Consider the following 21,584-nt stretch of genomic DNA (forward strand, 5'->3'; position numbering starts at 1 on the left):
TAGGCGCCGGGGCAGGCTGCGGAACCTGCCCCGCGGCGGCAGGGCAGGCTGCTGGGTTCAGTTCCCGCAGGCAGTGACCTTGTAGAGCTTCGCCTCGCCCTGGCTGTCGATGAGCTGCACGCCGGGGTTCGCTGCGAGATTGCGCAGCCCGGCGGGAGTGTGGTCTCCGCCGTGGACCTCGACCGGGCCGAAGTCCAGGATGTAGTAGGCATTCGCCGCGCGGACCGCCTGGCACACGCTGGCGTCCGTCGTCACGTTGCCCATCGAATCGTAGATCCGCTTCACCTCCGGGGAGACGTAGCTCATGACATGGAGCTGGGCGGACTTGCGCTCGCCCAGCGCGTAGGACAGCGCCGCACCGGTGTACGGGTTGTCGATCAGCAGCGCATTTTCGGGAACAGTTTGGGGCAGGCGCTTCATGAGCTGGAGTTCGTCGGTGGAGACCAGCGGCGAATCGGCGGCGAGCCTGTAGTTTCTTGAGCCCTGCTCGACCTCCAGCTCCAGGCCGCCCTGCTGTCCCAGGGCGATGGCGGCCAGCACGACGGCGGCGATGCCCACGGACCGGTAGGCTGCCGTTCCGGCGCGCCCCCAGCGCGGAGAGCCGTCCAGGGCCAGCCCGATGGCCTTCGACCGGCCGCGCATCGCCAGGATGCGGCGCCCTGCCCAGTCAACGCCGACGGCGACCAGCAGGACCGCAACCAGCGGCAGCAGGGCGGCAATCCGGTAGCTGTCGTTGTACCAGACGCCGGTGAGGAAGTCCCGGGTTTCCGACTTGGTAAAGCCGGAGACCACAACGAACAGGTAGGTGAACAATGCGAAGACGCCTGCGATCCACACCCGCTGCCAGCGGTCCTGGAAGCAGGCCCAGAGGCCGAGGAATACGAGCGGTGCCACAAGCCAGGCCAGTGCGAGGCCGTCGGGGGAGATGGTCACGGCTTCGCCAATGGCCTTCGGAATGCTCTGGTACGGGCCCCAGAACGACGCCTCGGGTGGTGGGCGCAAATTGGTCCACAGCAGGTCGAAAGCGACGGCGTACCCGGCGACCGGCAGCGCCAGCCTCAAAACATACGAGCGGGCGCGGGCCTGCTTCCGCCGAAGGGCAGCCGCAGAGCGCCACACCAGCGTCACCACCATGGGCAGCGTCCACGTCAGCCAGGCCATGAACGTCGTGGGATGGGCGACAATCAGGCCGGTGAGCGCCAGCAGCAGGGCCAGTATCGAGGCGAGATCGCGGCGGACAAGTCCGGGCGTCAACCCGGCACACGCCGCTGCCAGGGCGACGCTGGAGGGCAGGACGCTAATGGCCAGCAGGTTGGGATACAGGACCCCGAAGTCCATCATAAGCAGCGGGAAGGCACCCAGCGACGCCGCCGCAATGCCTGCGGCGACCAGGGCGGCCGGGCGTCCCCCCACCACGGACCGCGCCAGCAGGAGGCACCCCAACGGCCAGAAGACGGCCGCGAGGACGATGCTGGTGATATTGACGGCGAGCGGGACGCTCGCGCCCGTCGCCATGGCGACGAGGGTGGCTACAGCGTTCCAGCCGGCCGGGTAGGCGCCGCCGCCGGTCATGGCACCGAGGGTCAACGACGACGCCTGGCCAGTGTCCAGGGCGAACCTGACCGAATTCAGGTGGAACACGGCATCATACGTCTGGGAAATGGCCTGCGGGCTGCCGATGAGGTGGACGCTGTGGACGGCGAGGAGCGCTCCGGCGATGACGGCTCCGGCCAGCGCCGTGAGGTCGCCGCGGACATCCGTCACCCTCAGCGGGTTCAGGCCGGCTGCGGCCGGGCCGGAGGGACGGAACCGCGCCGCCCACAAACCGAGCAGGGACAGAGCCACCGCCACCGCGGCCACGGGAAGCAGCCCGAACCTCACCTTCAGGAACGGGGCCAACGTGGAGGTGATAACCACAACTCCGACGGTCAACGCGGGGGCAAGCGCCAGGGCGCTGAATCCCCTGAACCGCAGGGCAACGGAGATGATCAGCCCGGGCAGGATCAAGACAGCGCAGGCGATCAGGACCTGCGGTAAGACGGACATCCACATGGAGGGTTACGGCTCCAGGAGTTCGAGGAGGTACGCGCCGTACCCGCTCTTGACCAGCGGCTCGGCGCGCTGGCGGAGTTCGTCATCGTTCAGGAAGCCCTGCCGCCAGGCGATCTCCTCCGGGGCGCCGATCTTCAGGCCCTGCCGGTTCTCGACCGTGCGGATGAAGTTCGACGCGTCGTTGAGGTCATCGAAGGTTCCGGTGTCCAGCCAGGCCGTGCCGCGGGGCAGGATTTCGACGCGAAGCCTGCCCCTTTCGAGGTAGGTCCGGTTGACGTCGGTGATTTCCAGCTCGCCGCGGGGCGAGGGCTTGAGATCCTTGGCGATCCCGACGACGTCGTTGTCGTAGAAGTACAGGCCGGGGACGGCGTAGTGCGACTTGGGCCGCTCCGGCTTTTCCTCCAGCGAGACGGCCTGGCCGGCGTCGTCGAACTCCACGACGCCGTAGGCTTTGGGGTTCTTGACCCAGTAGCCGAAGACGGCGCCGCCGTCGATGTCTTTGTGCTTCCGCAGCTGGGTTCCCATCCCCTGGCCGTAGAAGATGTTGTCACCCAGCACCAGGGCGACAGTCTCGTTGCCGATGTGCTCCTCGCCGAGGATGAAGGCCTGCGCCAGTCCATCGGGGGACGCCTGCTGGACATAAGTCAGGCTGATGCCGAACTGTGAACCGTCGCCGAGGAGACGCTTGAACTGCTCGGCGTCATGCGGGGTGGTGATGATCAGGATGTCCCGGATGCCGGCCAGGATCAGCGTCGACAGCGGGTAGTAGATCATCGGCTTGTCGTATACCGGGACGAGCTGCTTGCTGATGCCGTGGGTGATGGGATGGAGACGAGAGCCGGTCCCGCCGGCAAGAATTATTCCGCGCATGGTATACATCCTCCCCTACCGGTCTGCACTCGGCCAAACCCGTGGAGGGCCCGGTGGCCCCGGGTCCTGGGCTGTGTCAGGCCGAATGCCGGCGCCCGGTCCGGCCGCGGAGGCCGTCGGCGGTGCCGCGGAGCGCCGAGCCGAGCCGGGCGGAGCGGCCCGGCGCCAGCAGGGTCACGATCAGCAGATGCCGCAGATCGCCCCACATCCCGGCGGCCACCCAGGCGGGATACCGGACCGCGTACCGGCGGCCCGTGACGAGGCGGTTCCTGAAGATGTAGTAGTAGCGCCAGGTCGCGGCGGTGCGCACCTGCAGCGGGCGGCCGCCCGCCGCGACGGGCCGGCCGAACACCTTGGCCTCCACCATCGTTCCGAGGGAGTGGTCGAACTCTGCCGCCGCGAGAACGGTGGGCAGGCCCGCGGCGAGTGCGCGGTAGTAGTACTCGGTGTCGACCAGGTCGATGAAGAGCTCTTCCCAGAACCCGCCAAGGACGTCCAGCGTGCCGGCCGGGATCAGGAGGCCCGACTGGATCGGCTCCCGGCCCAGGGCGACGCCGTTCCGGGTCCCGGCGCGCAGCACCGGGTTTCCGTGGATCCTGGACGGGGAGATGAGGCCGGGCTCGACGCCGGCGGCCCGCGCGTCCGCGGCGGCGCGGCGCAGGGCCTGAACGTAGCCCGCGGGCAGCAGCGAGTCCTGGTCCAAGGTCAGGATGTAGTCCGGGTTGCCGTGCCGGCGGGCCGTGCGGATGCCGGCGTTCAAGGCGGCGCCGATGCCCGCGTTCTGCGGGAGGCGCACCACTTCTGCGCCGGCCGCGGCCAGCGCGGCGAAGATCGGCTCGTAGCCGGGGCCGCCGCCGTCGTCAACCACCACGACGGCGTCCACCTGCTTCCGCAGCGATTCGACGTTGCCGATCAGCGCCGGCGTCGGCCGGAATGCGGTGACGACGCCGGTGACGCCGGTGGCGCCCGTGGCAGGGACGGAGGACTCGCCAGTCACGTGGGGATCGCTCACTTTCCGAAGGAGTGCCGCAGGAGGATGCCGAGCGTCCCGGAGGCACTTTGCCGGAGCGTGCCGGCGAGGATCAGGAGTGCGTGGGCCCGGGACGTGAGCCGCAGCCGGGCGGCGCGGGCCGCCTTGCGCCAGCCCTTCGCCGTGCACAGCGCCGCGGCCAGGTCGAAGAAGTCGCGCTCACCGACGAACCGGGACCCGTCGACGAGTTTCGCCGACGACGCGCTGCTGGTGTGCCGGCGGTATTCGAAGCAGATATCGGGGACGATCAACAGTTCGGCCCCGCCAAGCACCATGTCCATGACGAGGGCGAGGTCCTGGATCACGGGGAAGCCATCACGGAAGTCGTAGTCCCGGATCCGGTCGCGGCGGAAGGCCAGGGAGGGCCAGTAGAGCCAGTCGCCGTGCAGGAGGCTTACCGCCAGCCGCTCGCCGCCCACAAGCCGCGACCCGGTGCCGCGCGGCTTGACCAGCCGCTGTTTGACGATGTCCACCAGGGGGACGGAGGGTTTGCCGTCCTCGTCGATGATCTGGACGCCGGGCTGGATAATCCAGGCGTCGGGGAATTCGGCGTGGGCGCGCAGCACGACGTCCACGAAGTTCGGTAGCAGAAGGTCGTCGCATCCCATGACCACCAGGACGTCCTGGCTGGCCAGCGAGACGCAGGTCCTGAAGTTCTCGGTGATGCCCTCGTTCTTTTCCTTGCGGATATAGGTGATCCGGGGGTCGTCCGCGGCTTCGACGTAGCGTCTGACGTCGTCGCCCGGGTAGGCGTCGTCGACCACCGTCAGGCGCCAGTCCGGGCTGGTCTGGGCCAGGACGCTGTCGACGGCCTGTTTCATGTAGTTAACGTCGCCCCAGTAGGGGATAAAGATGTCCAGTGCCACCGGGGCCTCCTACTTCGTCGTCGGCGTCGCCGGAGCGTCGCCGTCCTGGGCGGACATGTCCTCGACCATGGTCCGGAGGATGGCCACTTCCTCCGCGAGGGTGCGCGTCTCGTCCTCCACCACGGACAGTTCCCAGGACAAGTGCAGGCAGACACCGAGCAGCAGCAGGATGCTGATGATGAACAGCAGATTGGAGGGCAGTTGGACGCCGACGCGTTCGGCCACGATCGTCAGCAGGCTCGGAAATGCGGCCAGAACCAGCGTGCCGATTCCGACGAAGAGCCAGAGTGCTGCGTATTTCTCGCGAAGCTTCTTCCGGCGGAGCATCTCGAAGACGACGCCGACGATCGCCAGGGCAAGGAAAAAGGCGGGCCAGTTGCCCATTAGACGGCTCCTTTGGCGGCCAGCGCGGGGTCGGAAATGGTGGACCGCTTACGGGTCAGGGCGAACATGAGGGCGAAGACGGACCGGCCGAGGTAGACGGCGGACTTGACGGGGTTGTGGCTGGGAGTACCGCCTTGGCGCGGGCGCATTTCCACCGGGACCTGGGTCACCCGGCAGCCGGAGCGGATCGCCACCACCAGGGAGTCGATGGTGTCGCCCAGATACTCCGCGGGGTAGTGGTCCAGGTACTGGTTGATGGCGCGCCCGTTCGCGGCCCGGAAGCCGCTGGTCACGTCCGTGAGCCGGGTCTTGGCCAGTGCTGAGATGACCTTGGCGAGGAGCTGCATGGCCCACTTGCGCGGGCCGCTGACCGAATAGTCGCCGCGGTCGGCAAAGCGGGCGCCGATGGAGATGTCGGCGTGCTCCAGGCCTGCCAGGACCTCGTGGATATTGCGGGGATCGTGCTGTCCGTCGGCGTCCACCTGGATCACGCGCTGGTAACCGAGGCGCTGGGCGTACTTGAAGCCGGCCCTCATGGCGCCGCCGACCCCGAGGTTGAACGGCAGCGTCAGGACGGTGGCGCCAGCGTCTTTCGCGACCGCCGCGGTGGCATCCGTGGAGCCATCATTGACCACCAGGACATCGTAGGGCCGGCCGACACTAAGCACTTCCCGGACGGTGTTCCCCACGGACTCGGCTTCGTTCCACGCCGGCATTATGACCAGCACACGGGTCGAGTCAAGAATTTTCATAGTTCTCCAATATATCAACGGCCCGGAGGCGGCTGACGGAGTGGGCGGCGTCCGGTTCGGGATTGGTGATCACCCTGCGGAATGCGGCGTTGACGGCGGCGACCGGGCGCGGGCATCTGTCGATCACGCTGCTGATCCTACCTTCCGGCCCCGGCCTCGGGCGCCCGCGGGCAGGATCCGGAGGGAGGGACGCAGCAGGCCAAGGAACAGGAGGGCTTCGCTCACGGCCATGCCCAGGGCGACGCCGGGAACGTTGGCCGCCAGTCCGGCTGCCATCATGAGCAGCACGCCGACGACGGCGGAAACCGCGGTCCACATCAGCACCGACTTCTGGCGCTGGGCGGGGATCAGCAGGTTCCGGATCAGGGGCGTTGATGAGGAGATGAAGAAAAAGGACACCCCGTAGAACAGACAGGTCAGGGTGTCCGCGCGGACGGCTTCGCCGAACATCACCCCGGAGACCCACGGGCCGAACAGCGTCAGGAAAATCGCGCCCCCAAGCCCCAGGCCCGCGTGGGCGGCCATGGCCGCGAAGTGGCGGCGCCGCGGGTCGGCGGCGTCGTGCTCCAGGGTCCAGCCCTGGAACGTGTTGCCGAGCGCCACAATCGTGAAGAGCCCCAGGCGGTAGATGGCGTCCGCCGAGGCGAAACCGGCCGTGGCTGCGGCGGACGGCACCGTCGCGGTGGCGATCGGAACCGGGGACGAGCCGTAGGCGCTTCCCGTGAAGTTGATGCCTGCCGTGCCCGCGGTGGGGACGATCTCCCGCACGACCTTCCGCGGGCTCCGGGGCAGCCAGGTCCGGGGTTCGCCGAACCGGCGGTGGAACGCGACCAATGCCACCAGCGTCGTAAGGACCGAGACCAGCCCGTACGTCCAGACCTGTCCGGTGAGAAGGATGACCGGGGCGCTGATGACGGCCGCGAAGAAACGGGGGAGCGTGTCGTAGACGGCAAGGATCCGGGGCTGGCCGGTGCCGATGCCGTACCAGGCGGGCGAGAATCCGGTCAGCGCCGTGGCCCAGGCCATGGTGATGGCATCGAGGCGGAAACCTTCACGGGCCACGAGCGCGACGATCACGCTCATGACGGGCAGGACGATCACCGCGAGCAGGATCCGCGAACGGACGCTCCTGGAATACAGGGCCGCCCGCAGCGGGAAGGCGCCGGCGCGGGCAATCTCGACCGGGCCGGAGATGTTCCAGCTCCAGAGAATGATGGTGGACGCAAAGATGCCAATGGCCTGTCCGGAGGTGATGCTGGACCAGCCGGCGGCCCCCACGACGCGCGAAACGACCGGCAGGAGCAGGAACGGCAGGACCAGCGCCAGCAGCGGCAACAGGGTGAAGCCTGCAAGCCTGAACAGAACGGGTCTCATGCGGTACGGTCCTCGTGCTGGGGGGCTTGACCTAACGATGATACGCGATTGCCCCGCACCGGCCCCTGGCCCAGGAGTCGCCTAGAGTGGTTCGCATGAACGACGAGAATGGCCCCGGCGCGCCGAAGATCAGGGCCAGTGTGTGCATGGCCACCTACAAGGGTGCGGCCTTTGTCCGGGAGCAGATAGCGTCCATCCTCGCCGAGCTGGGTCCCGACGACGAGCTCGTCGTGGTCGATGATGCGTCCCCCGATGAGACTGCCGCGATCGTGGAGGGCATCGATGATCCGCGGATCCACCTCGTCCGCTCGCCTGTCAACCGGGGGTACGTGCGCAGCTTCGAGGAAGCGATCCGGCTGAGCCGGGGCGAGTACGTGTTCCTGTCCGACCAGGACGATGTCTGGATTCCGGGACGGCTGGAGCTGATGCTCGCTGCCCTGTCCGGTTCCTTGGTGGTCGCAAGCAATTTCGACATGTTGGGCGGCGGGAGCCGGCCCTGGATTCCGCGGCTGAAGTCCGCGGACTCGCGGCGGCACCTGGCAAACTTGTTCGCCATCCTGATCGGGTACCGGGCGTACTACGGCTGCGGCATGGCCTTCCGCCGGGAGGCTGCCCGCTACTTCACCCCCATTCCCGCTTACGTCCGGGAATCACACGATCTCTGGCTGGCCATCTGCGGCAATGTCGCCGGATCGATAACCCACCTCGACGAGTCGACCATTTACCGCCGGATCCACGAATCGAACCAGACGCCTGCCGGCCTGCGGTCCCTGCCCAAGATCGTCGCGGCCCGCGTGATGCTGGTCCGGCTCATGGTCGAAGCCCTCCGGAGGACCCGCCGGCGGGTCTGAGCCGGCAACGGCCTTTCGGTAAGCTGGCCTCATGCAGAAACTCCTCGTCACCGGCGGCGCCGGATTCATCGGCTCCAATTTCGTCCACTACGTATTGCAGAACACCGACCACCACGTCACGGTCCTCGACAAGCTCACCTACGCGGGCAATGTGGAGTCGCTGGCGGGCCTGCCGGCGGACCGGTTCACGCTGGTGCAGGGCGACATCTGCGACGCCGCCGTGGTGGAGCGCCTGGTTGCCGGGTCCGACGTCGTGGTGCACTACGCCGCCGAATCCCACAACGACAACTCGCTGCACGATCCGCGCCCGTTCCTGGACACCAACATCATCGGGACCTACACCCTGATCGAGGCCGCGCGGAAGCACGACAAGCGCTTCCACCACATCTCCACCGACGAGGTCTACGGCGACCTCGAGCTCGATGACCCGGAGCGGTTCACCGAGAGCACGCCCTACAACCCCTCCAGCCCGTACTCCTCCACCAAAGCGGGCTCGGATCTGCTGGTCCGCGCCTGGGTGCGGTCCTTCGGCCTGCAGGCGACCATCAGCAACTGCTCCAACAACTACGGCCCGTACCAGCACGTGGAGAAGTTCATCCCGCGCCAGATCACCAACGTGATCGACGGCATCCGTCCCAAGCTGTACGGCAAAGGCGAGAACGTCCGCGACTGGATCCACGCCAACGACCACTCGTCCGCTGTCCTGGCGATCATCGCCAAGGGCCGGATCGGGGAGACCTACCTGATCGGCGCCGACGGCGAGAAGAACAACAAGGACGTCGTCGAACTGATCCTCAAGCACATGGGCCAGTCGCCGGACGCGTACGAGCACGTGGTGGACCGGCCCGGCCACGACATGCGGTACGCCATCGACTCCTCCAAGCTGCGCGAGGAACTCGGCTGGGAGCCGCAGTTCTCCAACTTCGAGGCCGGCATCGAAGACACCATCGCCTGGTACCGGAACAACGAGGACTGGTGGCGGCCCCAGAAGGCCGCCACGGAAGCGAAGTACAAGGAACAAGGCCAGTAGATTATGTCGATCGAGTTCTCGAAGAAGCTCACAGCGCACGAAACCCCGATCCCCGGCGTCGTCCTCTACGACCTTCCCGTCCACGGTGACAACCGGGGCTGGTTCAAGGAGAACTGGCAGCGGGAAAAGATGGTGGCGCTTGGCCTGCCCGACTTCCGTCCGGTGCAGAACAACATCTCGTTCAACGAGTCCGCCGGCACCACCCGCGGCATCCATGCCGAGCCGTGGGACAAGTTCATCTCCGTGGCCACCGGCAGGATTTTCGGCGCCTGGGTGGACCTGCGCGAAGGCCCGACCTTCGGCGCCGTGTTCACCGCCGAGATGGACCCCAGCCAGGCCATCTTCATTCCCCGCGGGGTGGGGAACGCCTTCCAGACGCTGGAGGACAACACCGCCTACACCTACCTCGTCAACGACCACTGGTCCGCCGACGCCCAGGGCCAGTACACGTTCCTGAACCTCGCCGACGAAACCGCGGCCATCAGCTGGCCGGTGCCGCTGGAGAAGGCCGAGCTCTCGGACAAGGACAAGGCGCACCCGCGCCTGGCGGACGTCACGCCGATGCCGCCGAAGAAGGTCCTCGTGGTCGGCGCCAACGGCCAGCTCGGCAAGGCGCTGCGCCGGCAGTACGACGGCGACCCGTCCGTTGAGTTTGCCGGCCGGGACGAGTTTGACCTCGGCAGCGAGGACGCCTTCGCCGGACGGAACTGGAAGAACTACTCCACGATCATCAACGCCGCGGCCTACACCGCCGTGGATGCCGCCGAGTCGGCCGAGGGCCGCGCGGCCGCCTGGGCGGTCAACGTCACGGCCGTGGCGCGGCTGGCCCGCACCGCCGTCGAACACGACCTCACCCTGGTGCACGTGTCCTCGGACTATGTCTTCGACGGCACGCGCGCCACGCACGACGAATCGGAGCCGGTGGCGCCGCTGGGCGTCTACGGCCAGACCAAAGCCGCAGGCGACGCCGTCGTCAGCGTGGTGCCCCGGCATTACATTGTGCGCACCAGCTGGGTGATCGGTGAGGGCAACAACTTTGTCCGCACCATGGCCTCACTGGCCGAGCGCGGCATCGAACCGTCAGTGGTTGACGACCAGATCGGGCGGCTGAGCTTCACCGAAGACATCGCCGCCGGCATCCGGCACCTGCTGGAATCGGGCGCCGAGTACGGCGTCTACAACCTCAGCAACGACGGCGAGCAGCAGTCCTGGGCGGACATCGCCGCGGACGTCTACGAACTCTCCGGCAAACCGCGGGAGGCCGTGACCGGTGTGAGCACCGAGGAGTACTTCAAGGGCAAGGCCGTCTCGCCGCGGCCGCTGAACAGCGCCCTCACGCTGGACAAGATCAAGGCGACCGGGTTCACCGTTCCCTCCGCGGCGGATCGGCTGAGCGACTACCTCGGTTCCTGATTTATTGGCCTTTAACGGTCAGCCCCCGGGCACCACAACGCAGACCGGCCCCCGCATGTGCGGGGGCCGGTCTGTGTTTTTGCGTGGTGCGGCGTCAGCCAGGGCGCTAATACCAGGGCGGCTATTTCCAGCGCGGCTAATAGGTGAGCGTTTGGCACCCCAGCAGGGAGTTGTTCAGGCTCAGCATCGAGACTGCGACGCCGTAGGCGCACACCCGGTACTGGCCGCGCTGGGTGATGGGGACCGATGACGTGAAGCCGTGGTTTCCGACCGTGTCGAGGGCCCGGTTGACGTCCGGGCGCTTCTGGTCGGCCATGAAGGCGTACCCCTTCCGGACGCCGTCAGGCGAAGTCACGTAGACGTGGTCCGGGATCGATGAGGCCGGGAAGGACGGATCCAGGGTCCAGCCCGAGGCCCTGATGGAGGCTTTGCCGCTGGCGACCTGGATCGAGGCCGAATCCAGGTAACCCATGGTGGCCGGGGTTGGGCTTGCGCTGATGGACTTGCAGCCCAGCAGCGTATTGCCGGCCGTGACCGGGGCGATGCCGATGGCGTAGGCGCACACGGTGTACTTCCCGGCCCGGGTCAGCGGGACCGAGACCTGGAAACCGTGGTCGCCGACTGTTTGGAGCGCGGCATTGACGTCCGGGCGCTGGCGGTTTGCGGTGAAGGCGTAGCCGGGATTGGTTCCGTTGGGCGACTGGACGTAGACGTGCACGGGCACGCTCTTCCCCGGCTGCACCGGATCCAGTGCCCATCCGCTCACCTGGAAGTTCGCCGCGTTGGGCGCCTGGGTGAGGGACACCGAATCGTAGGAGCCGAACGGTGCCGGGTTGGCCTGGACATTTGTGGTCCTGCAGGTCAGCAGCACGTTGGCGTTTCGCCCGATCCCGTAGACGCACGCACGGTACGATCCCGGAACGGTGGCTTTGACCTGGTAGTCGAAGCCGTGGGCCAGCCCCAGGCCGGTCGCGTCCGCGACATCCTTCCGGGCGACGTTGGCCGTCATCCGGTACCCGGTGGTTTTCCCGGCCGGGTCGGTGACGTAGGCGTCGGCGTAGCTGGAGGCCGAGGGGTTGGCGAGGTCGGCCGCCCAGCCCTTGAGCTGCAGCGTGACCTTGTCGGCCGTGCGGACCTGGCCGAAACTGTCGAAGGACCCCGTCGGTGCCTCCACGCCGGTGGCCCGGAGTGACTTGCAGTCCAGGAGTGTGTTGCCGAAGGAACCGATGGCGTAGGCGCAGACCTTGTAGGTACCCGAAGCTGTGATCCGGACCGTGCCGTCGAAGCCGTGCAACGGACCGTAACCGAGTGCCTGGTCAACGTCCGGCCGGGGCTGGTTGGCCTGCCAGGCGTAGCCCTTGGTGGTTCCGGACGGATCAGTGACGTAAATGTGGGTCTGGATCGAGGACGACGTCCTGGCCAGGTCTGCCGACCAGCCGCGGGCGCGCAGGGAGACCGCGGCGCCGTCGCGGGTCACGGAGACATCGTCGAAGGAGCCGGTGGGCAGCGGCGTCCCGGCGAAGCGCTGGAGCGAGGCATAGTCGCCATTCCAGATATTGGAGTCGCCCACGAACGGCCCGGTGCTGCTGTATTGCCACATGCTGAAAACGCTCCAGCTGGAGGGGACGGGCCCGGCGTTGTCTGTGGCGGAGAGCGGGTAGGACGCGACCCACAGCGGGTAGTCGCCGAAGCCCGGCGCGTTGGCCGTGCACTGGTTCCACCACGACGTGTTGGTGTAGATAACGGGAAGGCGGCCCGTGAGGGCCCGCATGGTGTTCCCGAAGTCGCGCACCCAGGACGTCAGCTGCGAGGGGGACATGCCGTAGCAGGTGTTGCCGAAGTAGAAGCCGTTGATGGTGCGGCCGGCGTAGGGGTTGAATTCGAAGTCGAGGACCGGGGGCATGGTCCGCCCGTCGGCACTCCAGCCGCCGCCGTTCTGGACGAAGAAGCGTGCCTGGTCCGCTCCCGAGGACCAGTTCGGGATCGCGAAGTGGTAGGCGCCCCGGATCATGCCGACGCTGCGGGCGCCGCCGTACTGGGCGGCGAAGGAGTCGTTGGTGAAGTAGTTGCCTTCGCTGGCTTTGACGTAGGCGAAGCGGGCGCCCATGTTCCACTGGCTCTGCCAGTTGACGCTGGTCTGGTGGCCGCTGACGTCCAGGCCTTTGACCCCGTACGACGGCGACCACGTGCCCTGCGTGGTGAGCGATTCAATCGCGGCGGACTGGGTGGTCGCCTTCAGCAGTGGCGAGGGAGCGCTGACCCGGGCGGAGCGCTGGCCCATCTCGGCACCACCGGGGCCGACCGCGGCGGCCATGGCCGCCCGGTCCTTGATGGCGTCCGGCGCCGCCGCGGACTGTGCCGCTGCCTGCGTTGCGGTCGGTGACGCTGAGGGGGCCGGGGCGGTCGTGGCGGCCGGGCGGGCCGTTGCGGATGGCGCCGGAACGGTGCTCGTGACCGTCGGCGTCGGGGTGGCAGCCGGCGTGGCGGACGCGGTGGCAGACGCCGAGGGCGGGGCCGGCGGCTCGACGGCGGTTGCAGGCGCCGGAACACCGGTGATGGCCAGCAGGGTGGCGGCGAGGAGAATGGCCCCGGGCCGGCGGCATCGGTGGCTGGTGGGGGGATGTGGGGTGCGCTTCATGTTCCGCTCCGGGGCAATGGCACGCTGTGGGAGCCGCGCCACACGGTCTCGCGCCCGAGGGGCTACGAGGAGAGCTGGCCGGGCTGAGAGAATGTCTGACTTAACGCGCTCACCCTAACACCGGCCGACATCCGAGACCAGTGATTCAAGTGTTGCCAAAGTGAAAGTTGTCATGTTGAAACCTGCCGGTTATCCACATGGGCGCCCGGCACCCCTTGTCGGGCCGGTGGCCCGCCCCTAGTTTTAACCCCATCGCCCCGGCACAGGGGCGGCAGTCATATGGGGGTCCGCGTGGAGGCTGTACGCATTGTTGAGGACGAGGTCCGTGAACTGATCCGCCGGCGGGGCCTTGACCCCCTGCGGGAGTCCGGGGAAGTCCGGCGCCTGGTCGAGGCGGCGGTCAGCGACTACGACGAACGGGCCCTCCTGGCGCCGCTGCCCCCGCTGGGCCCGTTGGAGTCGGCCCGGAGATTTGTCTTCGACGCTGTGGCGGGCTTCGGCGCGCTCCAGCCACTCCTGGACGACCCGGGCATCGAGGAAATCTGGCTCAACGCCCCGAATGAAATCTATGTGGCGCGCAATGGCGAATCGGAGCTGACCTCTGTTTCGCTGACGGACCAGCAGGTCCGGGACCTTGTGGAACGGATGCTGAAGAGCTCGGGCCGGCGCCTGGACATGTCCTCCCCGTTTGTGGATGCGGCGCTCCCGGACGGCTCCAGGCTGCACGTCGTGATCCCGGACGTCACCCGGCGTCACTGGGCCATCAATATCCGCAAGTTCGTGGTCAAAGCCAGCCGGCTCGAGCACCTGGTGGAGCTGGGCACGCTGACCCCGCAGGCGGCCAGGTTCCTCGGTGCGGCCGTCGCCAGCGGCCTCAACATCCTGGTCTCGGGCGCCACCCAGGCGGGCAAAACCACCATGCTCAATTGTCTCGCCGCCAGCATCGGTACCCGCGAGCGGGTCATAACGGTGGAGGAAATCTTTGAGCTGCAGTTGCCGCTCCGCGACGTCGTCGGTCTACAGTGCCGTCAGCCGAATTTGGAGGGGCAGGGCGAGATTCCGCTGCGCCGCCTGGTCAAGGAGGCCCTGCGCATGCGGCCGGACCGGCTGGTGGTCGGGGAGGTCCGGGAGGCCGAGAGCCTGGACATGCTCATCGCTTTGAATTCCGGGCTTCCCGGGATGTGCACCGTACATGCGAACTCCGCCCACGACGCCGTGACAAAAATCTGTACCCTGCCATTGCTCGCCGGCGACAACATCTCGAGTGCGTTCGTAGTTCCCACTGTCGCGTCCTGCATCGACCTGGTGGTCCATTGCAGCAGGCACGCCAGCGGGCGCCGGCAGGTCACCGAGATCCTGTCCCTGGGCCGGCGGGTGGAAAACGGGATCATCGAGTCTTCCATGGTGTTCACGATGTCGGACGGGCAGCTTCTGCCCAAGGCCAACTCCATGCCCGCCGCGGAAAAGTTTGCCCGCTCCGGCTACGACGTCGCAGCGCTGCTGGAGCAGCGGTGATGGCGCCGCTGGTGGGGATGCTGGGCGGCGCCGGCCTCCTGCTGATCTGGTGGTCCGCATGGGAGAAGCCTGAGAGCGTGCCGCGCAAGCCCCGGACCAGCCGGCTTGAGGACCTCCTGCGATCGGCGGGCATCGAAAAGGTCAGCGCAACAGGGCTGCTCGCCTCGTGCCTTGGGCTCGGTGCTTTCACAACGCTCGCGTTCTTCGCAGTCACCGGGTCCTGGCCGATCTCGGGATGCTTTGGCCTGTTTGGCGGCTGGCTGCCAATGGCGATGGTCCGGTGGCGTGCCAGAAAGCGCATGGCTGTCCTCCGCCAGCTCTGGCCCGACGTCGTTGATCATTTGCGCTCAGCCATCAGGGCCGGCCTGTCACTGCCGGAGGCCCTTATCCAGCTGGGCGACAAGGGCCCTGTGGAGCTTCGCCACGTGTTTGTGGACTTTGGCTCCGACTACCGGTCGGGAGGCCAATTCGATCCCTCACTCACCCGGCTCAAGGACCGTCTGGCCGATCCCGTGGCGGACCGGATTGTCGAGGCCCTCCGGCTCACCCGGGAGGTGGGCGGCTCGGACCTCGGGAGGCTGCTGGGCACCCTCGCGGAGTTCTTGCGGGAGAGTGCCAGGACCCGGAGTGAACTGGAGGCAAGGCAGTCGTGGACCGTCAACGCCGCACGCCTCGCGGTCGCTGCGCCCTGGATTGTCCTGGTGTTGCTGGCCAGTCGTCCTGAGGCCGTGATGGCGTACAACACCCCGGTCGGCGCTGCCGTCCTTTTGGGCGGCCTTGCCGTCTCCCTGGTGTCCTACGCCCTCATGCTGCGCATCGGGGCGCTGCCGGAAGAACAGCGGGTCCTCCGATGACCGGACTGATGGCTGGCGCCACGGTGTGCGGGGCTGTGCTCGGGGCCGGACTCTGGCTGTTCCTCGTCCGGCTGCCCTTCATGCGCCCAACGACGTTCGTGGAACGTATCGAACCGCAACTGCGAACCCACAACCTGGAATCCAGGCTTCTACGCACCGCCCCGCGGAATGTCACGCCGTTTGGGCCGCTGGAACGAATCCTCCGCCCGGCGATCCGGGACGGTGCCAGGTCCCTGGGCCGGATCAACCTTGGCGCCACAGCATTGAACCGCAGGCTTGCCCGCGCCGGCAGCGCCAAAACAGCCGTGGACTTCCGGGCTGAACAGCTCCTCTGGGCGGCGGGCGGCTTCGTCCTGGCGATAGGAGTCGTGGCGCTCGCCGGCTCGGTCGGCCGCTTCAGTCCGTTCGTCGCCGTCGTGGCCGTCGTGGGGAGCGCCATCGGCGGATTCCTGCTCCGGGACTACCTGTTGGGCGCGCACATCAAGAAACGGGAGGCGCGGATGATGGCGGAGTTTCCGAGCATCGCCGAACTCATGGCCCTGGCTGTCAGCGCCGGCGAAAGTGCCACCGGTGCCCTGGACAGGGTCTGCCGCAGCGCACGGGGTGAGCTCTCGCAGGAATTCGGCCGTGTCCTCGCCGAGACCCGGTCCGGCAAGCCCCTCGTGGAAGCCCTCCACGAGTTCTCGTCCAGGACCGATCAAGGGCCGCTGCTCCGTTTCGTGGACGGGATGATCGTGGCCGTCGAACGTGGAACACCCCTCGCCGACGTCCTCCGGGCGCAGGCACAGGATGTCCGGGACACAGCCAAGAGGGAGCTCATGGAATCTGCCGGCAAGAAGGAAATCGGCATGATGGTGCCGCTTGTCTTTGGCGTCCTTCCGCTCACGGTCATCTTCGCCGTCTTCCCCGGTCTGGCCGCCATCAGTCTCGGACTCTAGGCGCCTGGCGCACGACGACGACCAACAGCCGGCGGCGGCCCACCCGGCCGGCACGGGCAGGACCCAAGAAAAGTCATACGAGGAGGGAACAGGATACGAAGATCGCCCTGCAGTCCGCCGGCCAGCCTGGCGTGCAGCACGACCCGCCGGCGACACACCATGAACCATCAGATCCAAAACAGGACTCCGGAAAGACAGAAAAACCAAAAAACCAAAACCAGGAAAGAGGACACGGTGAAGAACTTCGGAACCCGGGCGGCATTGGCAGCCTGCGCGCTCAGCATGTTGACCTGGTGGTCTGCTCCGTCGCGACTGCGGGTGGGGGACCATCCTGACGCGGGAGTCGCCCATCCCCAGCGCGGCGACGTCCCTGGCTGGGTCATGATCACCCTCATGTCGGCTGTCCTCGTGGCCGCCCTGCTCGCCCTTGCCGGTCCTGCTCTGGAGGGACTCTTCAACCAGGCCATGGACAAGGTCGGACAGTAAGCAATGGCGGCCCAGGGCGGGGGGACCGGGCGCCACAGTACCGACCGGCAGGACCGCAAGGATGTTCAGCGCGGCGCCGCCGTGGTGGACTTCGTGCTGATCGGTGCCATGCTCACCTTGCTCTTCCTCGCGATCGTCCAGCTCACCCTGGTACTTCACGTCCGGAATACGCTGATCGACGCCGCCGCCTCGGGCGCCAGATACGGCACGCTGGCCGACCGCAACGACGGGGACGCCAGGGACCGGACTGTCCAGCTGATCACCGCGGCGCTCAACCCGGATTTCGCCCGGGACGTGGCCACGAGCGAATCGACGTTCCAGGGCATCCGCACACTGGAGGTGACCGTCCGGGCACCCCTGCCGGTCATCGGCTTCATCGGTCCCCGGGCGCTCTTGGAGGTGAAGGGCCATGCGGCAATCCAGCGTTGAATGGCCGGAGCCCGGCACCTCGGCGGAAGAGGGGAGCGCCGTGGTCGAGTTCGTCTTCCTGTCCGCGCTGCTGATGGTGCCGCTGGTGTACTTCATCATCACCGTGGCTCAGATCCAGGGCGGGTCGTTCGCGGTGGTCGGCGCCGCTGACCAGGCCGCCAAGGTCTACGTTGCCCAGCCGGACGCGGCCAGTGGACGGGCCGCCGCCGAGCAAGCCGTGCTGCTGGCGCTCGCCGACTACGGCCAACCGGCGGAAAACGCCAGCGTCGACACCCGCTGCGAGCCCGCCGACTGCCTGGCTCCCGGTTCGGCGGTGACAGTCACCGTCCACCTCTCAGTGCCCCTGCCGTATGTGCCGTTCAGCGACGCACTGCAACTGAACGCGAGCCAGCTCAGCGCGTCGGCAACCCAGCTGGTGGGCAGGTTCCGGTGAGAGCCCGGCCCCGGGCCCGCCGGCAGGAGGGGCAGGTGCTGGTGCTGAGCATCGGCTTCATGCTGATTGCCCTGCTGGTCGCCACCGTCGTGATGGCGGCCTCCAGCGTCTACCTCGAACACAAGAAACTGCTCTCCGTCGCGGACGGCGCCTCGGTGGCCGCCGCGGACAGTTTCACGCTCGGACAGCTGGGCAACGCCGGCGGTACACCGTCCGCCGTCCTCAGCGGGGCGAGGGTGCGCAGCGCCGCCGTCGACTATCTGGGCCGCAACGGCGCATTCGGCCGTTTCAGCGCCCTGGCCGTGGCGCCGTCCACCGGCAGCCCGGACGGTGCCACCGCCGTCGTGGTGCTGAGCGCAGCTGTCCACCCGCCGGTGGTGAACTTCCTGGTGCCGGACGGCATCCGGATCGAGGCGACGTCGACGGCGCGCTCCCGCCTCAGCCGCTGAGCTTCTGGCCCATCACTCCGGTTGCCCTATTACTAGATGCTGCCAACCAGGCCTGCAGGCAACCCAAAATGATAGGGCAACCGGCTGTAGGGCAAGCGGGCGGGTCAGGGGCGGGTCAGGGGGCTAGGACACATAGCGTAGGCTTAAAAAACCATGGCAAACATTGATTTTCCCGCTGAAATCCGCGCGCTGCGGGCCACCTATGCGTCCATCGAGAACGTCTCGAACGTCGAGGCGCTCAAGGAAGACATCGCCGAGCTCAGCGAACGGGCCGGTGAACCCAATCTGTGGGACGACCCCGCCGCCGCCCAGGTCATCACCTCGAAGCTCTCGCACAAGCAGACCGAGCTCGAACGGCTCAACAAGCTCGTGGCCAGGATCGACGACCTCGAGGTCCTTGTGGAACTCGGCCAGGACGAGGACGACGCCGACTCCATGGGCGAGGCCGCCGCGGAACTCGAATCGGTCCGCAAGGCGCTCGCCGACCTCGAAGTCGTCACCCTGCTCTCCGGCGAATTCGACGAGCGCGAAGCCGTGGTGACCATCCGCGCCGGCGCCGGTGGCGTGGACGCGGCGGACTTCGCCGAGATGCTGCTGCGCATGTACCTGCGCTGGGCCGAACGCCACGGCTACCCGACCACCATCATGGACACGTCCTACGCCGAAGAAGCCGGGCTGAAGTCCGCCACGTTCGAGGTCAAGGCGCCGTACGCCTTCGGCACGCTCAGCGTCGAGGCCGGCACCCACCGCCTGGTCCGGATCAGCCCCTTCGACAACCAGGGCCGGCGCCAGACCTCCTTCGCCGCCGTGGAAGTGATTCCGCTGATCGAGCAGACGGACTCCATCGACATCCCGGACAACGAGATCCGCGTGGACGTCTTCCGCTCCTCCGGCCCCGGCGGCCAGTCGGTCAACACCACCGACTCCGCCGTGCGCCTGACCCACATCCCCACCGGCACCGTGGTGTCCATGCAGAACGAGAAATCGCAGCTGCAGAACCGCGCCGCCGCCCTGCGGGTGCTGCAGTCCCGGCTCCTGCTGCTGAAGAAGGAACAGGAGGACGCCGAGAAGAAGGCGTTCGCCGGCGACGTCAAAGCCTCTTGGGGCGACCAGATGCGCTCCTACGTCCTCAACCCGTACCAGATGGTCAAGGACCTCCGCACCGAGCACGAGGTCGGCAACACCTCGGCCGTGTTCGACGGCGAAATCGACGACTTCATCGACGCCGGGATCCGCTGGCGGACGGACAACCGCAACGCCGAGAAATAGGCCTGCCGCATCGACTGAGCGCCCGGCTGGGAGCCACCGCTGGGAGGTCCCTGACAATCGCGCGACACGCCCCGCCGTTCCGGCCGATCCGCCGTTACCCGTGCGTATAGTCGAGGGGCCGGAGCTCTACTTCCCCCAAACGAAAGCCCTTGCGCCGGCAGCAGAACCGGGCCCCCGCGGCCTCGTCCTGCAGGGTACTAAGGGCCATGATCCGTTTCGAAAATGTCACCAAGGTCTATGACCAGAAGGCGCGGCCGGCGCTGGATTCGATCAACCTTGAGATCGACCGTGGCGAATTCGCCTTCCTCGTCGGAGCTTCCGGCTCCGGCAAATCGACCTTCCTGCGCCTGGTCCTCAAAGAGGACCGCGCCTCCTCCGGCGCCGTCTATGTCGCCGGCCAGAACGTCGCGAACATCTCCAGCTGGCGGGTACCGCGCCTGCGCCGCGGAATCGGCGTCGTCTTCCAGGACTTCCGCCTGCTGCCGCAGAAGACCGTCTTCGCCAACGTCGCCTTCGCCATGCAGGTCATCGGCAAGAGCCGCAGCGTCATCCGCGACACCGTCCCCGAGGTCCTGAAGACCGTCGGCCTGGAAGGCAAGGAAAACCGGCTCCCGCACGAGCTCTCCGGCGGCGAGCAGCAGCGCGTGGCGATCGCCCGCGCCGTCGTGAACCGACCCGGCATCCTGCTGGCCGACGAGCCGACCGGAAACCTGGATCCCACCACCTCGATGGGCATCATGGGCGTGCTGGACAAGATCAACCAGAACGGCACCACCGTGGTGATGGCCACGCACGACGACGACATCGTCAACGAAATGCGCAAACGGGTGGTGGAACTGAAGAACGGGGTCGTCATCCGCGACGAGGCCAAGGCCCTCTACACCTCCATGATTCCCGTCGTGGGCCAGTCGCGGCGCCTGCGCGACGCCAGCGGACGGGACGAACAGCCGCAAGTTCTCCCGCCCCGGGCCGGGTCACGCGCCGAAGCCCGCGCCGAATTCCGCACCGCAGGGGAGGGCCAGGCGTGAGGCTTGCATTCGTCCTGGGCGAGATCGGCAGCGGCCTGCGCCGCAACCTGTCCATGGTGATCTCCGTGATCCTGGTGACCTTCGTGTCGCTGACCTTCGTCGGTGCCGCCGGCATGCTGCAGCTGCAGATCAACCAGATGAAGGGCTACTGGTACGACAAAGTCCAGGTGGCCATCTTCCTCTGCAGTGACGGTTCGACGGCGCCCGGCTGCGCCACCGGGCCCGCGACGCCGGAGCAGGAGGACAACCTGCGCACGCTGCTGCAGTCTCCCGCAGTGGCGCAGTACGTCAACGACTTCCAGTACGAGTCCAAGGACGACGCCTACAAGCACTTCAAGGAACAGTTCTCCAATTCCCCGATCGTTGACTCCGTAACCCCGGACCAGCTGCCGGCGTCCTTCCGGATCAACATGAAGGACCCGGAAAAGTACGAGATCATTTCCGAGACCTTCTCCTCCCAGGCCGGCGTGGAGACCGTGATCGACCAGCGGCAGCTGCTGGAGCGGCTGTTCTCGGCCATGAACGCGGCGTCGCTGGTGGCCGTGAGCATCGCCGGCGTCATGATCATTTGCGCCATCCTGCTGATCGCGACCACCATCCGGCTCTCCGCGTTCAGCCGCCGCCGGGAAACAGGCATCATGCGCCTGGTGGGCGCGTCCAAGATGGTCATCCAGCTGCCGTTCATCCTCGAAGGCGTCATCGCCGCGGTGATCGGTGCGGCCCTGGCCTCCGGCACCCTGTGGGCCGTGGCCCACTTCTTCCTCGAAGGCGTGATGTCCAAGCAGTATCCGGACACCGCGTTCATCTCGCCCGGGCAGACGCTGATCCTGGTGCCTGCCCTGATTGGCCTGGGCGTCGTCCTGGCCGGAATTTCCTCCCTGCTGACCCTCCGCCGGTACTTGCGGGTCTAGCTTTGCGCAACG

21 protein-coding genes are annotated in these 21,584 nt (G+C 67.3%); 13 read left to right on the forward strand and 8 right to left on the reverse strand.

The window, feature by feature from the left end; all coding sequences use genetic code 11:
• Positions 1 to 57: 57 nt before the first annotated feature.
• The 7 genes from C560_RS0112235 to C560_RS0112270 form a co-directional block, all read right to left on the reverse strand.
• Positions 58 to 2,046, reverse strand: coding sequence for a DUF6541 family protein (locus C560_RS0112235; RefSeq protein WP_155855775.1), 1,989 nt, complete (start codon positions 2,044 to 2,046; stop codon positions 58 to 60).
• Positions 2,047 to 2,058: 12 nt separating this feature from the next.
• Positions 2,059 to 2,922, reverse strand: a complete 864-nt coding sequence (rfbA, locus tag C560_RS0112240; RefSeq protein ID WP_026538431.1) for a glucose-1-phosphate thymidylyltransferase RfbA — start codon at positions 2,920 to 2,922, stop codon at positions 2,059 to 2,061.
• A gap of 76 nt (positions 2,923 to 2,998) precedes the next feature.
• Positions 2,999 to 3,934, reverse strand: coding sequence for a glycosyltransferase (locus tag C560_RS21700; RefSeq protein WP_231494331.1), 936 nt, complete (start codon positions 3,932 to 3,934; stop codon positions 2,999 to 3,001).
• Positions 3,931 to 4,818, reverse strand: a complete 888-nt coding sequence (locus tag C560_RS0112250) for a glycosyltransferase (protein WP_026538432.1) — start codon at positions 4,816 to 4,818, stop codon at positions 3,931 to 3,933. Before C560_RS0112250 ends, C560_RS21700 begins: the two co-directional genes overlap by 4 nt.
• A gap of 9 nt (positions 4,819 to 4,827) precedes the next feature.
• Entirely contained in the window at positions 4,828 to 5,202 is a 375-nt protein-coding gene (locus tag C560_RS0112255) for a DUF2304 domain-containing protein (RefSeq protein WP_026538433.1), read from the reverse strand.
• Complete coding sequence (locus C560_RS0112260; protein ID WP_043423040.1) at positions 5,202 to 5,954, reverse strand: glycosyltransferase family 2 protein; 753 nt, start codon at positions 5,952 to 5,954, stop codon at positions 5,202 to 5,204. The genes C560_RS0112255 and C560_RS0112260 overlap by 1 nt, the downstream gene beginning before the upstream one ends.
• A 123-nt stretch (positions 5,955 to 6,077) precedes the next feature.
• Entirely contained in the window at positions 6,078 to 7,328 is a 1,251-nt protein-coding gene (locus tag C560_RS0112270; protein ID WP_026538434.1) for a hypothetical protein, read from the reverse strand.
• Positions 7,329 to 7,423: 95 nt separating this feature from the next.
• On the opposite strand from C560_RS0112270, the gene C560_RS0112275 reads away from it, so the two are divergent.
• The 3 genes from C560_RS0112275 to C560_RS0112285 are packed head-to-tail and all read left to right on the forward strand — an operon-like array spanning position 7,424 to position 10,622.
• Positions 7,424 to 8,179 carry a glycosyltransferase family 2 protein gene (locus C560_RS0112275; protein WP_026538435.1) on the forward strand — a complete coding sequence of 252 codons (756 nt, stop codon included), beginning with the start codon at positions 7,424 to 7,426 and terminating at the stop codon, positions 8,177 to 8,179.
• A gap of 31 nt (positions 8,180 to 8,210) precedes the next feature.
• Positions 8,211 to 9,209, forward strand: a complete 999-nt coding sequence (gene rfbB, locus C560_RS0112280; protein ID WP_026538436.1) for a dTDP-glucose 4,6-dehydratase — start codon at positions 8,211 to 8,213, stop codon at positions 9,207 to 9,209.
• Positions 9,210 to 9,212: 3 nt separating this feature from the next.
• Positions 9,213 to 10,622 (forward strand): sugar nucleotide-binding protein, encoded by a 1,410-nt coding sequence (locus C560_RS0112285; RefSeq protein ID WP_026538437.1) that lies wholly within the window; start codon positions 9,213 to 9,215, stop codon positions 10,620 to 10,622.
• Between the two features lie 136 nt (positions 10,623 to 10,758).
• Here the strand turns inward: C560_RS0112285 and C560_RS0112290 are convergent, their stop codons facing one another.
• A complete protein-coding gene (locus C560_RS0112290; RefSeq protein ID WP_026538438.1) occupies positions 10,759 to 13,260 on the reverse strand; it encodes a lysozyme in 2,502 nt (833 codons plus the stop codon).
• Positions 13,261 to 13,551: 291 nt separating this feature from the next.
• Between C560_RS0112290 and C560_RS0112295 the strand changes: the two genes are divergently transcribed.
• The 10 genes from C560_RS0112295 (at position 13,552) to ftsX (ending at position 21,572) form a co-directional block, all read left to right on the forward strand.
• Positions 13,552 to 14,775 carry a CpaF family protein gene (locus C560_RS0112295; protein ID WP_026266742.1) on the forward strand — a complete coding sequence of 408 codons (1,224 nt, stop codon included), beginning with the start codon at positions 13,552 to 13,554 and terminating at the stop codon, positions 14,773 to 14,775.
• Positions 14,775 to 15,629: a type II secretion system F family protein gene (locus C560_RS0112300; RefSeq protein WP_026538439.1), complete on the forward strand. Its 855-nt coding sequence runs from the start codon at positions 14,775 to 14,777 to the stop codon at positions 15,627 to 15,629. Before C560_RS0112295 ends, C560_RS0112300 begins: the two co-directional genes overlap by 1 nt.
• A complete protein-coding gene (locus C560_RS0112305) occupies positions 15,626 to 16,567 on the forward strand; it encodes a type II secretion system F family protein (protein WP_026538440.1) in 942 nt (313 codons plus the stop codon). The genes C560_RS0112300 and C560_RS0112305 overlap by 4 nt, the downstream gene beginning before the upstream one ends.
• Positions 16,568 to 16,801: 234 nt before the next feature.
• Positions 16,802 to 17,053, forward strand: a complete 252-nt coding sequence (locus C560_RS0112310) for a hypothetical protein (protein WP_026538441.1) — start codon at positions 16,802 to 16,804, stop codon at positions 17,051 to 17,053.
• Positions 17,054 to 17,056: 3 nt separating this feature from the next.
• Positions 17,057 to 17,482, forward strand: a complete 426-nt coding sequence (locus tag C560_RS0112315; RefSeq protein ID WP_026538442.1) for a TadE family protein — start codon at positions 17,057 to 17,059, stop codon at positions 17,480 to 17,482.
• Complete coding sequence (locus tag C560_RS0112320; RefSeq protein WP_026538443.1) at positions 17,463 to 17,915, forward strand: hypothetical protein; 453 nt, start codon at positions 17,463 to 17,465, stop codon at positions 17,913 to 17,915. Before C560_RS0112315 ends, C560_RS0112320 begins: the two co-directional genes overlap by 20 nt.
• Before the next feature lie 35 nt (positions 17,916 to 17,950).
• On the forward strand, positions 17,951 to 18,364 hold the full coding sequence (locus C560_RS0112325) for a pilus assembly protein TadG-related protein (RefSeq protein ID WP_026538444.1): 414 nt from the start codon (positions 17,951 to 17,953) through the stop codon (positions 18,362 to 18,364).
• A 153-nt stretch (positions 18,365 to 18,517) separates the two neighbouring features.
• On the forward strand, positions 18,518 to 19,633 hold the full coding sequence (prfB, locus tag C560_RS0112330) for a peptide chain release factor 2 (RefSeq protein WP_018775243.1): 1,116 nt from the start codon (positions 18,518 to 18,520) through the stop codon (positions 19,631 to 19,633).
• A gap of 206 nt (positions 19,634 to 19,839) precedes the next feature.
• A complete protein-coding gene (gene ftsE, locus C560_RS0112340; RefSeq protein WP_026538445.1) occupies positions 19,840 to 20,661 on the forward strand; it encodes a cell division ATP-binding protein FtsE in 822 nt (273 codons plus the stop codon).
• Positions 20,658 to 21,572, forward strand: coding sequence for a permease-like cell division protein FtsX (gene ftsX, locus C560_RS0112345; RefSeq protein ID WP_018775246.1), 915 nt, complete (start codon positions 20,658 to 20,660; stop codon positions 21,570 to 21,572). The genes ftsE and ftsX overlap by 4 nt, the downstream gene beginning before the upstream one ends.
• Positions 21,573 to 21,584 lie beyond the last annotated feature (12 nt).

The organism is Arthrobacter sp. 9MFCol3.1 (genome assembly GCF_000620385.1).
Classification (GTDB): Bacteria; Actinomycetota; Actinomycetes; order Actinomycetales; family Micrococcaceae; genus Arthrobacter.

What these genes read in the sequence shown, in the direction of transcription:
- C560_RS0112235 (WP_155855775.1), bottom strand. Translation starts at nt 2,046, where the DNA reads ATGTCCGTCTTACCGCAGGTCCTGATCGCCTGCGCTGTCTTGATCCTG.
- rfbA (WP_026538431.1), bottom strand. Translation starts at nt 2,922, where the DNA reads ATGCGCGGAATAATTCTTGCCGGCGGGACCGGCTCTCGTCTCCATCCC.
- C560_RS0112255 (WP_026538433.1), bottom strand. Translation starts at nt 5,202, where the DNA reads ATGGGCAACTGGCCCGCCTTTTTCCTTGCCCTGGCGATCGTCGGCGTC.
- C560_RS0112260 (WP_043423040.1), bottom strand. Translation starts at nt 5,954, where the DNA reads ATGAAAATTCTTGACTCGACCCGTGTGCTGGTCATAATGCCGGCGTGG.
- C560_RS0112270 (WP_026538434.1), bottom strand. Translation starts at nt 7,328, where the DNA reads ATGAGACCCGTTCTGTTCAGGCTTGCAGGCTTCACCCTGTTGCCGCTG.
- C560_RS0112275 (WP_026538435.1), top strand. Translation starts at nt 7,424, where the DNA reads ATGAACGACGAGAATGGCCCCGGCGCGCCGAAGATCAGGGCCAGTGTG.
- rfbB (WP_026538436.1), top strand. Translation starts at nt 8,211, where the DNA reads ATGCAGAAACTCCTCGTCACCGGCGGCGCCGGATTCATCGGCTCCAAT.
- C560_RS0112285 (WP_026538437.1), top strand. Translation starts at nt 9,213, where the DNA reads ATGTCGATCGAGTTCTCGAAGAAGCTCACAGCGCACGAAACCCCGATC.
- C560_RS0112290 (WP_026538438.1), bottom strand. Translation starts at nt 13,260, where the DNA reads ATGAAGCGCACCCCACATCCCCCCACCAGCCACCGATGCCGCCGGCCC.
- C560_RS0112300 (WP_026538439.1), top strand. Translation starts at nt 14,775, where the DNA reads ATGGCGCCGCTGGTGGGGATGCTGGGCGGCGCCGGCCTCCTGCTGATC.
- C560_RS0112305 (WP_026538440.1), top strand. Translation starts at nt 15,626, where the DNA reads ATGACCGGACTGATGGCTGGCGCCACGGTGTGCGGGGCTGTGCTCGGG.
- C560_RS0112315 (WP_026538442.1), top strand. Translation starts at nt 17,057, where the DNA reads ATGGCGGCCCAGGGCGGGGGGACCGGGCGCCACAGTACCGACCGGCAG.
- C560_RS0112320 (WP_026538443.1), top strand. Translation starts at nt 17,463, where the DNA reads ATGCGGCAATCCAGCGTTGAATGGCCGGAGCCCGGCACCTCGGCGGAA.
- prfB (WP_018775243.1), top strand. Translation starts at nt 18,518, where the DNA reads ATGGCAAACATTGATTTTCCCGCTGAAATCCGCGCGCTGCGGGCCACC.
- ftsE (WP_026538445.1), top strand. Translation starts at nt 19,840, where the DNA reads ATGATCCGTTTCGAAAATGTCACCAAGGTCTATGACCAGAAGGCGCGG.